This window comes from Krasilnikovia sp. M28-CT-15 (genome assembly GCF_047159595.1).
In the GTDB taxonomy this organism is placed as follows: Bacteria; Actinomycetota; Actinomycetes; order Mycobacteriales; family Micromonosporaceae; genus Actinoplanes.
Window position 1 is genome coordinate 1,972,144 of the sequence record NZ_BAAGAK010000001.1, and the last position, 13,647, is coordinate 1,985,790.

The following is a 13,647-nucleotide window of genomic DNA, read 5'->3' on the forward strand; positions in this document are numbered from 1 at the left end:
GGTGTGCACGCGCATGGCACGAGGGTAGCCCAGTCCCGTCCCGGCGCCGCCCCTGTTTTCTGCCTCCGCGAGTCCCGCCACGGCGTGGAGGCACCGACTCGCCGGGCCCGCCGCTGTGCGGGCGGCGCCGATCGCCGGGCGCGGTCGGCCGGGAGGAATTGATCGGGGTCTCGGCGGAGTGAAATGGATCGCCGGGGCGTGCCGTCGCGGGGCCGGGGCCCGGACCGGCATGATGGTCGGCATGCCGATCCTGACCCGCGCCGAGGCCGTCACCCGGGCCGCCGCGATCACCGTGACGGGATACGAGATCGATCTCGATCTCACCGGTGGTCCCGACACGTTCCGGTCCCGGACCACCGTCCGGTTCACCGCCGAGCCGGGCGCCGCGACATTCATCGAGGTCGAGCCCGCCACCCTCGGGGCCGCGCGGCTCAACGGCGCGACGCTGCCCGGCGACGCCCTGGTGGAGCACCGGCTCGCCCTCAGCGGGCTCGCGGCCGACAACGAGCTGACCGTCGAGGCCGACATGGCGTACTCCAACACCGGAGAGGGCCTGCACCGCTTCGTCGACCCCGCCGACGGCAACGTCTACCTGTACGCCCAGTCCTTTCTGGACGCCGCCCGGCGGATCTTCCCCTGCTTCGACCAGCCCGACCTGAAGGCGCCGGTCCGGCTCAGCGTCACCGCCCCCGAGAACTGGCTGGTCGCCGCGAACGGCATGCCCGCCGGAACGCCCTCGGGCGGGCGCCACGAGTTCGCACCCACCCCGCCCATGTCCACGTACCTGGTCAGCCTGATCGCCGGGCCGTACCACGCGCGTACCGCGGAGCACGACGGCATCCCGCTGGCCCTGTACTGTCGCCGTTCGCTGGCCGAGTTCCTCGACGCGGACGCCGACGAGATGTTCACGATCACCCGGCAGTGCCTGGACCGGTACCACGAGCTGTTCGACGTGCGCTACCCGTACGGTCACTACCAGCAGGCGTTCGTGCCCGAGTTCAACGCAGGGGCGATGGAGAACCCCGGGCTGGTCACCTTCCGTGACGAGTTCGTGTTCCGTTCCGCGGTCACCGAGAGCCAGCGCGAGCAGCGGGCGATCGTGATCGCGCACGAGATGGCGCACATGTGGTTCGGCGACCTGGTGACCATGGCGTGGTGGGACGACCTGTGGCTCAACGAGTCGTTCGCGGACTACCTCGGGGTACGGATCGCGGGCGAGGCGACCCGGTTCGGCGGGACCTGGACCAGCTTCGCGATGGGTGACAAGGCGTGGGGCCTGCGCGCCGACCAGCGCCCTTCCACCCACCCCGTGGCGCCCGACGAGGTGGCCGACACCGCCATGGCGCTGCTGAACTTCGACGGCATCTCGTACGCCAAGGGCGCCGCGGTGCTCAAGCAGCTCGTCGCCTGGGTGGGGGAGAAGCCGTTCCTGGCCGGGCTCAACGCGCACTTCGCCGCGCATGCGTACGGCAACGCCACCCTCGCCGACCTGCTGGCCGCGCTGTCCGAGGCCAGCGGGCGGGACCTGTCCGCGTGGTCCGACGTGTGGCTGCGCCGGGCTCAGGTCAACACACTGCGCGCCGAGGCGGCCCGCGACTCCGACGGCCGGTACACCGCGGTCACCATCGTGCAGACCGCCCCCGAGGACCACCCGACGCTGCGGCCGCACCGGCTCGGCCTGGGCCTGTACGACCTGGGCGCCGAGGGAGCGGTGCGGCGCGATCGCATCGAACTCGACCTGGACCCGGCCGCCGACGGCGGACAGACCCCGGTGCCGGAGCTGACCGGCGCGGTGGCGCCGGACCTGCTGCTGCTCAACGACGGCGACCTCACGTACGCGAAGATCCGCCTGGATGCCGCCTCCGCCGCCGCGATGCCGCAGGTGCTGCCCGCGCTGCGCGACCCGCTGGTCCGCGCGGTGTTGTGGGCGGCGGTCCTCGACGCCGTGGTCGACGCCGAGCGCCCGGTCGCCGACCTGGTCTCGCTCGTGCTCGCCGCCCTGCCGGTGGAGACCGAGGTGGTCATCGTCGAGCATGTGCTGCGCACGACGCGCAACCTCGTGGACCGCTACGCGGTCCCCGAGGCCCGGCCCGCGGCTCTGGAGTTGCTGAGCAGCGCGTGTGAGCGGCTGCTCGGTACGTCCGCGGCGGGCAGTTCGGGGCAGCTGGCCGCCGCCCGCGGCCTGATCGGCGCCACCTCCGACGCGGCCCTGCTGCGGGGCTGGCTGGCCGGTGACGGCGTCCCCACCGGCCTGGCCGTGGACGCCGACCTGCGCTGGCTGATCCGCTACCGGCAGGCCGTGCTGGGCGACGCGGGTCCGGACGACATCGAGGCCGAGCTGGCGGGCGACCGCAGCGCGACGGGGGAGCAGTGGGCGGCGCGCTGCCACGCCGCCCGGCCGGACCCGGATGCCAAGGCGCGGGCGTGGGCCACCCTGATCGGCGACACCTCGATGTCGAACCGGCTGGTCGAGTCGGCCGCGGCGGGGTTCTGGCAGCCGGAGCACCTGCACCTGACCGAGGGCTACGTGCAGCGGTACTTCGCCGAGATGCCGGAGATGGCCAAGGTCCGGCCCAGCCAGGTGGCCGAGCGGGTGGCGATCACGGCGTACCCCCTGCTGGTGGTCGAACCGCGGACCCGGCAGCTCGCCGCCGAGCTGCTGGCCGACGCCGACCTGCCGGCCCTGCTGCGCCGGGCGGTCGTGGACTGCGACGACGACGTCCGGCGGGCGCTGGCCGCCCGGCAGTGATCCGGCCGATCGGGCAGACCGTGGGCGGCGCCAGCCACGGTTGATCTACCATGCCCGGATGTCCAACAGGCGGCGGGTCGGGATCATGGGTGGGACGTTCGACCCGATCCATCACGGGCATCTGGTGGCGGCGAGCGAGGTGGCCGACCTCTTCGACCTGGAAGAGGTCGTCTTCGTGCCCACCGGGCAGCCGTACCAGAAGGGTGGGGCGGTCAGCGACGTGGAAGACCGGTACCTGATGACGGTCATCGCGACCGCGTCCAACCCGCGGTTCCATGTGAGCCGGGCCGACATCGACCGCTCCGGGCCCACGTACACGGTCGATACCCTGCGTGAGCTGGCCGCGGTGTACGGCCCCGAGACGGAGCTGTTCTTCATCACCGGGGCGGACGCGCTGGCCCGCATCCTGTCATGGAAGGACGCGCTGGAGATGCTCTCCCTGGCGCACTTCATCGGGGTGACCCGGCCGGGCTTCGAGCTGTCCGACGCGCACCTGCCCGCGGACTCGGTGACCCTGGTGGAGGTGCCCGCGATGGCGATCTCGTCGAGCGACTGCCGGGAAAGGGTCGAAACGGGCAAGCCGGTCTGGTATCTCGTGCCCGACGGTGTCGTGCAGTACATCGCCAAACGACGGCTGTATCGCCCGGCTGGCGATGTCGGACGGGTGTGAGAGGCTTGTATCCCGGGAATGCTGGACGGTGTTCCCCATCAGGCGTTACCGGGCCGTAAAGGTCTGACGAAAGGGAGCCTCTTGCCCGTCACCGACCGCGCTCGTGAGTTGGCCCTGGCCGCCGCGCAGGCCGCCGCCGACAAGAAGGCGCAGGACATCGTCCTCATCGATGTCGCCGACCAGCTGTACATCACCGATGCCTTCGTCATCGCGTCGGCCTCGAATGAACGGCAGGTGATCGCGATCGTCGACGCCGTCGAAGAGGCACTGCTCAACCTGCCGGAGAAGGCCAAGCCGGTCCGCCGGGAGGGCGAGCGGCAGGGCCGCTGGGTGCTGCTGGACTACGTCGACATCGTGATCCACATCCAGCACGCCGAGGAACGCGAGTTCTACTCGCTCGACCGGCTGTGGAAGGACTGCCCGACGATCCCGTTCGTCGACCGGGACATGGTGCAGGCCGACACGTCCGGCGCGGCGTGACCCGCCTCATCGTCTGGCGGCACGGCAACACCGACTGGAACGCTGAGCACCGCGTCCAGGGCCAGACCGACGTGCCGCTCAACGACCTCGGCCGCCGTCAGGCGGTGGACGCGGCGGAGCTGCTGGCCCGCCTGAAGCCCGCCGCCATCGTCTCCAGCGACCTGCGCCGCGCCGCCGACACCGCCGCCGCGCTCGCGGCCCTGACCGGTCTCGCCGTGGACTACGACCCCCGGCTGCGCGAACGCTACTTCGGTCCCTGGCAGGGCCTCACCATGGCCGAGGTGGCGCAGGCCCGGCCGGTGGAGCACGCCCGCTGGACCGCCGGTGAGGCCGTCATCGGCGACGACATCGAAACCCTCGACGACCTCGGCAAGCGCGTCGCCGACGGGCTGCAGGCGGCCGCCGAGACGGTGCCGCACGGCGCCACGGTGGTGGTCACCACGCACGGTGCCGCCGCCCGGCAGGGCATCGGGCACCTCGTCGGCTGGCCCGTCGAGCAACTGCGCACCCTGCGGGCGCTGCAGAACTGCCACTGGGTGGAGCTGACCCACGACGGCAGGTGCGGCTGGCAGATCGGGGCGTACAACGTCGGCCCGTTCACCCAGCGGCCGGTCCCGCCGGCGGTCTGAGCCCGGTCACCTGCCGCGACACGCCGGTACCGCACGAACGGGTGGCCGATCGGCTACCGTGCCCGCATGCCCGTCGCGGTCGTGACCGACTCCACGGCGTACCTGCCCGCGGAGCTGAACGGCAGGTACGACCTCACCGTCGTCCCCCTCACCGTCGTGGTGAACGGGCAGGCGGGGCGCGAAGGGCTGGAGATCTCGCCGGACGACGTGGCCCGGGCGCTCGGGGCCCGTCGTGTCGCGGTCAGCACCTCCCGCCCCGCGCCGGATCAGTTCCTCGCCACGTACCGGGCGCTGCTCGACGCGGGCGCCGACGGCATCGTCTCCGTGCACCTGTCCGCCAAGCTGTCCGGCACGTACGACGCCGCCTGCCTGGCCGCCGCCGAGATCGGCCCGCAGGTCGAGGTCGTGGACAGCGGCACGACCGGCATGGGGCTGGGCTTCGCGGCGCTGGCCGCCGCGGCCGAGGCCGGTCGCGGCAGAACCCTGACCGAGGTACGGCAGGCCGCGGTCACGCACGCCGACCACGTCACCATCCTGTTCTACGTCGACACGCTCGAATTCCTGCGCCGGGGCGGCCGGATCGGCGCGGCGTCCGCGCTGCTGGGCACGGCCCTGTCGGTGAAGCCGATCCTGCACGTCGTGGACGGGTCGATCGTGGTGCGCGACAAGGTCCGTACGGCCGGGCGGGCGCTGGCGCGGCTCGTCGACCTGGCGGTGGATGCCTCCGGCGCCGGTGAGGTGGACATCGCGGTGCACCACCTCGGTGCGCCGGACCGGGCGACCGCCCTGGCCGACGCGGTGTCGGTGCGCCTGGGCGACCGGCTGCAGGACTGCTACGTGACGGAGATCGGGGCGGTGGTCGCGGCCCATGTGGGGCCGGGCGTGGCCGGGGTGGTCGTACACCGCCGACCGTGACGCAGCCCAGTTGTCGGCCGGTCCTGCCGGGCGGCCTTACGTCACAACGGCGGCCCTACCTCTCAACGGCGGCCTTGGATCGCGGTGGCCTCCAGGTCCGGGTCGTGGTGCACGGCCGGGCGCAGGCCCGCTGCGCGAAGCGCGGCGGTCGCCGCCTCGCTCTGGGCGCCGGTGATCTCGGAGAACAGGACGCCGCCCGGGGCGAGCCACGCGGGCGCCTCGGCCACCACCGAGCGGAACACGTCGAGCCCGTCGGCGCCGCCGTCCAGGGCGGTGGGCGGCTCGTACAGCCGTGCCTCCGCCGGAAGCAGCGGCAGGTGCCGGGTCGCCACGTACGGGACGTTGGCGATCAGCACATCGATCCGGCCGCGAAGCCCCGCGGGCAGGGCGTCGAACAGGTGACCCGCGAAGACGCGCGGGCCGTCGGCGCCGAAGTTGTCCCGAGCGCAGGCCACCGCGACCGGGTCGACGTCGGCAGCGTAGAGGTCCGCGCCGGGCACGCGATGCCGCACCGCAAGTCCGAGCGCGCCGGAGCCGCAGCACAGATCCACGACCACCGGGGTCCCCTGCGCGCCCCCGGCGCGGTGCGAGAGGGAGTGCCCGGGCAGGCTTGCCCGGGCGGCTTCCTCGGCGGCCAGGCGGACCATGAGCGCACTGCGCACCCGCGGCACGAAGACGTTCGGCCGTAGCCGGATTCGTATCCCGCAGAAGTCGGCGAAGCCCACCACCTGTTCGAGCGGCTCCCCGGCGGCCCGTCGCCGTACCAGGGTCCCCAGGGCCGTCACGTCGTCCGCCGCGGCGCCCAGCACGGCGGCCTCGTCCTCGGCGAACACGCAGCCCGCCGCGCGCAGTGTGCCGACAGCGTCGGCCAGCACCGACGCGGGGATCCCCGAAGTCACGAACCCTGCCTAGCACACGTCCGCACTGACCGGTGCCTGCCGCCCCCGGCCCACCCGTGGGCGTCTTCCTGGGTGGGTCGTCCCTCAGATCCGCTCGACACCGGCTCAGCCGAGCTGGGTGATCAGGTCGCGGAGGTCGGCGAGGTGAGTGTCGAGGTGGGGATCCGGGCTCCCGGTCCAGGGCCCGTGCAGATCAGGCCGGTGGCGTACGACATGGACGGTGAAGGCTGCCAGCTGATCCCGCGCATTCTCGTCCGGGCTGACCTCCTCGCCGATCGCGGTGCGGGCGCCGTAGCACAGCTCTATCCGTTCCTGCAGCCACGGCGGGGCGAGGCGGGCGCGTGGCGCCGCGGTGCTCGTGTCGGCGCCCGCCAGGACAGCGATCCGGGCAGCCAGCCCGGCATGGCCGTGCCGGTCCGCGAGGCGTTCGAAGCGGGTCCACTCCCGTCCCATGGAACCTAGACGTTCACCCCACCGCTCGATCAGGACCAGCCTCAGGGCACGGGCGGACTCTCGCAGCTGATAGGTGGCCGCCACCGGGTCGCCGGGTCGGATTCGGGCCGCTTCGGCCAGCGCGCCGGTCGCCTGCTGCCACCAGGCGTCGATGCGCGCGGTGACGACCGCGGGATGGAACCGTACGCCGTTGATCCAGGCGGCGAACCTGTTCCCCACCTCGTCGTCCGGGTCGGCGGCGTGGCCACCGTACGCCTTGTCCAGGCCGTGGAACCAGCGCCGGTCGGCCATGCGCGCGGCGGCCTGCTCCGGGCCGGCCGCCATCGCCTCGCGGATCTCGGCGGCGGTGAACGCGAGCCAGCCGAGATCGAGGGTCTGGGCCCGGCCCGACGCGGCCCACCAGTCGACGAGTTCCGCGCGGCGCTGATCGACCTCGGAGGCGGGATCTGTGGAGCCGCGGTAGATCGGGAGCAGGTCGATGTCAGACATGGGCCACGGTTCGCCGCGGCCGACGCTGCCGCCGACGATGAAACCCTGGACACCGTCGATCCGGCCGAGAACGGTGACGGCCTCCTGAAGTCGCTGGTCGAGCAGTTGCCGCCAGCGAGCGGTGGGCTTCATCGGCCGGCGGGTCCCTTCGGTGCGATGCGGCCGAGTTTTCCACAGTGGGCCGTCGTCCACAGGCTCGGACGCCCGGCGCGCCCGGGTGGCCCTACGGTCTCGGGTGTGCGAGACACCTCCGACCCCGGCGACGCGGTACGAGCCAGACTGCGGACGGTCCTGCCCGGCGGTATCCCGGCCCCGTCCCATCCGGCCCGCCTGCCTTCGCCGGACCCGTCCGATCCCGCACGTCTGCCTTCGCCGGGCCTGGATGGTGCGGTGCTGGATCATCGGTTCCCGGCGGCTGACGGTTATCCGGCGGATCTGCCGTTCCCGGTGGCGACGGAGGACCGGACACCCACCGGCATCGAACCTCGCGCAGCCGAGGCGGCCCACCACGCGGGTGACGGTGCCTTCAGCTCCCGCGCCCGCGGGTCTGCCGCGCTGGCCGCGTTCGATCCGGGACGGCTCGGTGTGCGGGCGCTCGCCGCCGCCGCGGCGGTCGCGGTGCTCGTCGCCGGCGTGGTCGCCTGGCGGGCCCGCCCGCGCGTGGAGCCCGTCCCGGCCGCGGTGGGCGCGCCCGGCCGGGGCGACCCCGGTGCGGCCGGGTCCGGCCGAGCCGACGGCGCGCCGGCCCCGGCCGCCGCGTCCGCCGGACACTCCGCCGGTGCGGAGATCGTCGTCGCGGTCGGCGGCAAGGTCCGCAAGCCCGGCCTCGTCCGCCTGTCACCCGGTGCGCGCGTCGCAGACGCCCTGCAGGCCGCGGGAGGGGCCGAACCGGGCGTGGACGTGGCTCCGCTGAATCTCGCCCGCAAGGTTGTGGACGGCGAGCTGATCATGGTCGGCGTCGCCGCGCCACCTCCCGGTGCGGCGGCACCGACCGGCCCCGCCGCTGCCGCAGCGCCACCCGGGCCGATCAATCTGAACACGGCGACCCTGGCGGAGCTCGACTCGCTGCCCGGCGTCGGGCCGGTCCTGGCGCAGCGGATCCTCGACGCCCGGCAGGCCAGGGGCGGGTTCGCGGCCGTCGGTGACCTGCGCCAGGTCGACGGCATCGGCGAATCCCGATATGAGCAGCTCAAGGACCTGGTGACGGTGTGAGCACCGAACCGTCTACGGACCCACCGCGCCCGCCGGATCTGCGGCTCGCCGGTTTCGCGGTGTCGGCGTGGCTGGCCGCCTTGACGGCCCTGCACTCGTCAGCCACCGCCGGGGCGCTCCAGGCCGCGGCCGCCCTGATCGCTGCTTTGGTCGTTGCCGTCCTCGACCCCGCGCGGTGCTGTGCCGTGCGGTCCCGCCTGCTGCGCGGCCGTCCGGTCGGCTTGGCCCGGGGAAGGCACGGCCGTCCGGTCGGCTCGGCCGCAGGAGAGCGCGACCGTCCGGTCGGCTCAGCCCAGGGCAGGACGGTGCCGCCCGGGCCGTCGCGGCAGCGGCGGTCGCCGGCCAGGTGGTCTGGGGCGCGGCGGGGCCGGAGTGGGCCGTTCGGCCCAGCGTTGCGGCGAGTGCCTGCCGCCCGCTGGATCGTCGTGGCCGCCCTCCTCGGCGCCGCATGCGGTGCGTGCGCCACCGCCGTCCGGGTTGCCGTGCGCGACGCCGGCCCGCTGGCCGCGCTGGTCGCCAAGGGCGCGACGGTCGAGGCCGACCTCGTGGTCACCGACGATCCACGGGCGCTCGCCGGTACTCCCGGCAGACCGACCACGTTCCTGGTCGCCGTCGATCTCACCGGGGTGCGCGCCCACGACCCGGTGATCGTGGTGCGGCTCGACGTCCGCGCGCTGGTTCTGGCGACCGACCCGGGGTGGCGGGGGCTGCTTCCCGGCCAGCACGCCACGGTGAGCGGGCGGCTGTTGGCGCCGCGAGGCGGTGATCTGCGCGCGGCCGTCCTGTCCGTCAAGCGGGCGCCCGCCCTGCACGGACGTCCACCGTGGACGCAGCGGGAGGCAGGCACGCTACGGGCGGGCCTGCAGCGGGCGTGTGCACCGCTGCCGGATGCCGCCGGTGGGCTCCTGCCCGGGCTGGTCGTCGGTGACACCAGCAGGCTCGATCCGGGGCTGGCGGAGGACTTCCGCACCACCGGACTGACCCACCTCAACGCCGTGAGCGGCGCGAACGTCGCGATCGTCCTCGGGGTGGTGCTGTTCGGGCTGCGCCGGGTGCGGGCCGGGCCGGCGGTGACCGCCGTGGTGTGCGCGGTCGCGCTGGCCGGATTCGTGCTGCTGGCCCGCCCCTCGCCGAGCGTCGTACGGGCCGCCGCGATGGGCGCGATCGGACTGCTCGGCCTCGCCGCGGGGCGGCCACGGGCGGCGTTGCCGGCGCTCGGCGCGGGGATCGCGGTGCTGGTCGTTGTCGACCCCGAACTGGCCGGTGACCCCGGGTTCGCGTTGTCGGTGCTGGCCACGGGCGGTCTGCTGCTGCTCGCGCCGCCCATGCGTGACGCGCTGCACCGCCGCCGCTGGCCGCGATGGGCCGCGGAAGCGCTCGCCGTACCCGCAGCGGCGCAGCTCGCCTGCGGACCGGTGGTGGCGGGGCTGTCCGGCACGGTCAGCCTTGTCTCGGTGCCCGCGAATCTGCTGGTCGTGCCCGCGATCGCACCCGCCACGCTGTTGGGGGTCGCCGCGGCGGTGCTCTCGCCGGTGTGGCCGTCCGGCGCTGAGTTCGCCGCCTGGGCGGGGCAGTGGCCCGCACGCTGGCTCGTGCTCGTGGCGACCCTCGGGGCCCGGGTCCCGGCCGGAGCCCTGCCGTGGCCGGGCGGCGTGCCCGGTGCCCTGCTGCTGGCCGCGGGAACGGCCGCGCTGCTGGTGGCGGCGCGCAGGCCCCTCGTGCGGCGGCTCGTCGCCGTGGTGTCGGTCGGCGCCGTCGTGGGCACCCTGCCCGTACGGCTGCTGGCCGCGGGCTGGCCGCCGACCGGCTGGCTCGTCGTGGCGTGTGCGGTCGGTCAGGGCGACGCGGTCGTACTGCCGGTCGGGCCCGGGCGGGCCGTGGTGGTCGACGCCGGTCCCGAGCCCGCCCCCGTCGACCGGTGCCTGCGGCGGCTCGGCGTACGCGACGTGGCGGTGTTCGTGGTCAGTCACTTCCACGCCGACCATGTGGGCGGGGTGGCAGGAGTCTTGCGTGGCCGTACGGTGGCGGCGGTGGTCACCCCGGACTGGCCCGACCCGGCCGGTGGGCGGGCCGTGGTGACCCGCGCGGCCACCGCAGCCCACGCAGCGGTGCAGCCGATCACCCCCGGCTGGTCGTACGCCGCGGGCGACCTGCAGGTGACGGTGCTCGGCCCCGTGGCGCCCCTGCACGGGACGAACTCGGATCCCAACAACAACTCGCTCGTGCTGCTGGCCCGGGTGCGGGGGCACACGGTGCTGCTGCCCGGCGACGCGGAGACCGAGGAACAGGACGCCCTGCTGGCCCGCCTGGGGCCGGGTGCTCTGCAGGCCGACGTACTCAAAGTCGCGCACCATGGCAGCGCCTACCAGGAGCCACGATTCCTGGATGCCGTGAATCCGGCCGTGGCGCTCGTGTCCGTCGGTCCCGACAACGACTACGGCCATCCGAGCGCGCCGCTGCTGGCCCGGCTGACTCGCGCGGGCGCCCGGGTGATGCGCACGGATCTCGACGGCGACGTCGCGGCGGTGGCGAGCGCGACCGGCCTGGCCGTGGCAGCCCGCGGCGGCCCAGCCCGGTGAGCGGCCCAGCCCGGTGAGCGGCACGGCCGGTGAGCGGCACGGCCGGTGAGCGGCACGGCCGGTGAGCGGCACGGTACGTGGGGAATCGCGGCGCGGGGCGTTCCCGGTGCGGATCCGCGACGTGCGGGTGTCCGGCTGTCGCGTCGGTTGTGGGGCGACACGCCCGGCGGCGTGCTCCGGCATGGTTCGACGGCAGACGATCAGTGCGGGCTGTGTGCCAGGTCACGTCCATCGTGCAGCGGTCTCGCCGCGCCTGCTCGGCGGTCGGCGCGGTTGCCGCCGCATGTCCGACAGCCGATATGTCAGCTTTCGCGTTCGGGTGGTCGGCGGCTTGCGCGCGGGTGTGAGGCGGGCGGGCACGGGATGCCAGCGTGCGACGATGTGGGGCGTGAACGCCCCTGCCCCATCTGTCGAACTCCTGCTCGTTCTCGGCGACGAGGAACTGCTGGCCGCCCGCGCGGTCACGGCGGCCGTCGACGCGGCCCGCACCGCCGACCCGGGCGCGGACGTCCGCGAGTACGAGGCGTCCGCACTCGCCGCGGGCGAGGTCGCCGAGATGCTCAGCCCGTCGCTGTTCGGCGGCCGTCGGGTGCTGGTCGTCCGCGGTGGACAGGACGCCCGCAAGGACCTCGTGACCGCACTGCTGGCGTACGCGAAGAACCCCGACCCCGACGTCACGCTGATCGTGACCCACCTCGGCGCCGCCAAGGGCAAGGCGTTCGCGGACGGCCTGCGCGCCGCCGGTGCGACCGTGGTGGCCGCCGCCAGACTCAAGGGTGATCGCGAGCGGATCGCCTTCGTGCGCGACGAGTTCCGCCGCCACGGCGGCCGGTGCGACGAGGCCGCCGCCGCCGCGCTGCTGGCCGCGGTCGGCAACGACCTCCGCGAGATCGCCGCGGCGTGTTCCCAGCTGCTGGCGGACACCGACGGCCGGATCACCGAGGCGGTGGTCGCCCGGTACTACCGGGGCCGGGCGGAGGTCAGCGGCTTCACGGTCGCCGATGCCGCGATGGTGGGTGACGTGCCCGCGGCACTGGAGGCGCTGCGCTGGGCCCTGCACGTCGGCGTCGATCCGGTGCCGATCGCGGACGCGCTGGCGGACGGCGTCCGGACCGTGGCGCGGGTGGCCTCGGCCGGGCGGGGCAACCCGTATCAGCTGGCGAGCACGCTGGGGATGCCGGCCTGGAAGATCCAGAAGGCGCAGGAGCGCAGCCGTGGCTGGACCCCCGAAGGGCTGGTCGACGCGATGCGTGCCGCAGCCGACTGCAACGCCGCGGTCAAGGGCGGCGCAGAGGACCGCGGGTACGCCCTGGAGCAGGCCGTCGTCGCCGTTGCGGCGGCCCGCCGGTCAGGGGGCGGCCGATGACCCGCACGATCCGCTCGCGCCGGGCACCGGCCCGCCAGCAGTCCCCGCTGTACGCCCGCATGCTGCGGCTCAAACACCTCGCGCCCAGCGGATTCCTCTGCTTCCTGTTCCTCGAGGGCTCGGTCGCACTGGCCATCCTGCTGGCGCTGGCCGAACTGGTCAGCTGGTGGGGCGTGCTCGTGCTGCCCGTGGCCGTGGCGGCGATGGTGAAGTTCAACGACCTGATCGCGGGCGCGGTGAGCGACACCGCGACCGCGTTCGAGCCGGTCGGTGGCGCCCGTTCCGCCCGGAGCCGGCAGTCCGCCATCGGTGAACTGCGGGCGGGACCGACGCTGCGGTCGGCGGTAGCGCCGCCGCCCGCCGAGGGTCCGCTGATCTGGACGCCACCGCATGCCGAGATGCGCGCATTCGACGAGGCCGCCCCCGGCTATGACGAGCCCGACCACACGTACGGCGACGCCGGGCACCGGTTCGAGGACGAGGCCGGGTACGACGGTCAGGACCCCGCGCGCACGGAAGCCGGATTCGGGTACGAGCACGCCGAGTCCGGATACGAGGAGGCCGGGTTCACCTACGGCGACCCGGGAACGGGGAGCTACAGCGAGGTCGATCTGAGGGCGCGTGTCGATGCCGCACGTGCGGCGATGCAGGCGGCCCCGTCGCTCGACCCCGCCCCACTCGATGCCGCGCCCCATTTCTCCGGGGCCCCCCACGAGGCGCCGACGACGCGGCTGTGGACCGATCAACTCGAGGCGGAGCAGCGCACCCGGCAGGCGGCGGCCCGCCACTTCGAGTAGACAGCCATACGCGGGGCGCCCATGCCCTCAAGTGGCGCCGGACAGGCGGCCGTCCCGGGTCGTCGCTTCGGCATGACGATCGCCAGGGGAGGGGCCGGCGACGCCTCCGTTCAGGCCGGTGGCGGCGTCCTGGTCAGTGCGGCGTCCCGGCCTTCGGTGACGCAGTGCGTCCTGTTCATCCCGATCGTGCCTCGAACCTCTGGTTCGGGCTGCCCGGCATCGTCCGGGCGCTGGCGGGCACCGAGGTCGTCGTGTTAGTTGCGGTGGCTCGCTGCCCGCTGCGCGATCACCCGCGGCCTCGCCGAAGGGCAGCCCGGAACGCGCCGGACAGATGATCGAGCCGGCCTGACGACGCACCGACGCTGTCCGGGCTCCGGACACGACAACGGGCACCGCCACGGACCTTGCG

The 13,647-nt window shown here is 74.2% G+C and carries 11 protein-coding genes; 9 read left to right on the plus strand and 2 right to left on the minus strand.

The features are described from left to right. Positions 1-241 precede the first annotated feature (241 nt). From pepN to ACMCNO_RS09430, 5 genes are all read left to right on the plus strand, one after another. The gene (pepN, locus tag ACMCNO_RS09410; RefSeq protein WP_412749016.1) at positions 242-2,749 is read left to right on the plus strand and encodes an aminopeptidase N; all 2,508 of its coding nucleotides are present in this window, start codon (positions 242-244) and stop codon (positions 2,747-2,749) included. A 58-nt stretch (positions 2,750-2,807) separates the two neighbouring features. Continuing rightward, positions 2,808-3,419: a nicotinate-nucleotide adenylyltransferase gene (gene nadD, locus ACMCNO_RS09415; RefSeq protein WP_412749017.1), complete on the plus strand. Its 612-nt coding sequence runs from the start codon at positions 2,808-2,810 to the stop codon at positions 3,417-3,419. A gap of 81 nt (positions 3,420-3,500) precedes the next feature. Next, positions 3,501-3,899 carry a ribosome silencing factor gene (rsfS, locus tag ACMCNO_RS09420; protein ID WP_412749018.1) on the plus strand — a complete coding sequence of 133 codons (399 nt, stop codon included), beginning with the start codon at positions 3,501-3,503 and terminating at the stop codon, positions 3,897-3,899. Next, a complete protein-coding gene (locus ACMCNO_RS09425) occupies positions 3,896-4,528 on the plus strand; it encodes a histidine phosphatase family protein (protein WP_412749019.1) in 633 nt (210 codons plus the stop codon). Before rsfS ends, ACMCNO_RS09425 begins: the two co-directional genes overlap by 4 nt. Before the next feature lie 66 nt (positions 4,529-4,594). After that, positions 4,595-5,443, plus strand: coding sequence for a DegV family protein (locus ACMCNO_RS09430; protein WP_412749020.1), 849 nt, complete (start codon positions 4,595-4,597; stop codon positions 5,441-5,443). A gap of 62 nt (positions 5,444-5,505) precedes the next feature. On the opposite strand, the gene ACMCNO_RS09435 is transcribed toward ACMCNO_RS09430, so the two are convergent. Both ACMCNO_RS09435 and ACMCNO_RS09440 read right to left on the minus strand, forming a co-directional pair. Continuing rightward, a complete protein-coding gene (locus ACMCNO_RS09435) occupies positions 5,506-6,342 on the minus strand; it encodes a putative protein N(5)-glutamine methyltransferase (RefSeq protein WP_412749021.1) in 837 nt (278 codons plus the stop codon). A 105-nt stretch (positions 6,343-6,447) separates the two neighbouring features. Beyond that, entirely contained in the window at positions 6,448-7,416 is a 969-nt protein-coding gene (locus tag ACMCNO_RS09440) for a nucleotidyltransferase domain-containing protein (RefSeq protein WP_412749022.1), read from the minus strand. A gap of 258 nt (positions 7,417-7,674) precedes the next feature. On the opposite strand from ACMCNO_RS09440, the gene ACMCNO_RS09445 reads away from it, so the two are divergent. The 4 genes from ACMCNO_RS09445 to ACMCNO_RS09460 all read left to right on the plus strand — a co-directional run bounded on the left by ACMCNO_RS09445 (position 7,675) and on the right by ACMCNO_RS09460 (position 13,238). Then, positions 7,675-8,496 carry a helix-hairpin-helix domain-containing protein gene (locus tag ACMCNO_RS09445; RefSeq protein ID WP_412749023.1) on the plus strand — a complete coding sequence of 274 codons (822 nt, stop codon included), beginning with the start codon at positions 7,675-7,677 and terminating at the stop codon, positions 8,494-8,496. After that, positions 8,493-11,075 carry a ComEC/Rec2 family competence protein gene (locus ACMCNO_RS09450; RefSeq protein ID WP_412749024.1) on the plus strand — a complete coding sequence of 861 codons (2,583 nt, stop codon included), beginning with the start codon at positions 8,493-8,495 and terminating at the stop codon, positions 11,073-11,075. Before ACMCNO_RS09445 ends, ACMCNO_RS09450 begins: the two co-directional genes overlap by 4 nt. A 379-nt stretch (positions 11,076-11,454) precedes the next feature. Continuing rightward, a complete protein-coding gene (gene holA / locus ACMCNO_RS09455) occupies positions 11,455-12,441 on the plus strand; it encodes a DNA polymerase III subunit delta (protein WP_412749025.1) in 987 nt (328 codons plus the stop codon). Beyond that, positions 12,438-13,238, plus strand: a complete 801-nt coding sequence (locus ACMCNO_RS09460) for a hypothetical protein (RefSeq protein WP_412749026.1) — start codon at positions 12,438-12,440, stop codon at positions 13,236-13,238. The genes holA and ACMCNO_RS09460 overlap by 4 nt, the downstream gene beginning before the upstream one ends. Positions 13,239-13,647 lie beyond the last annotated feature (409 nt).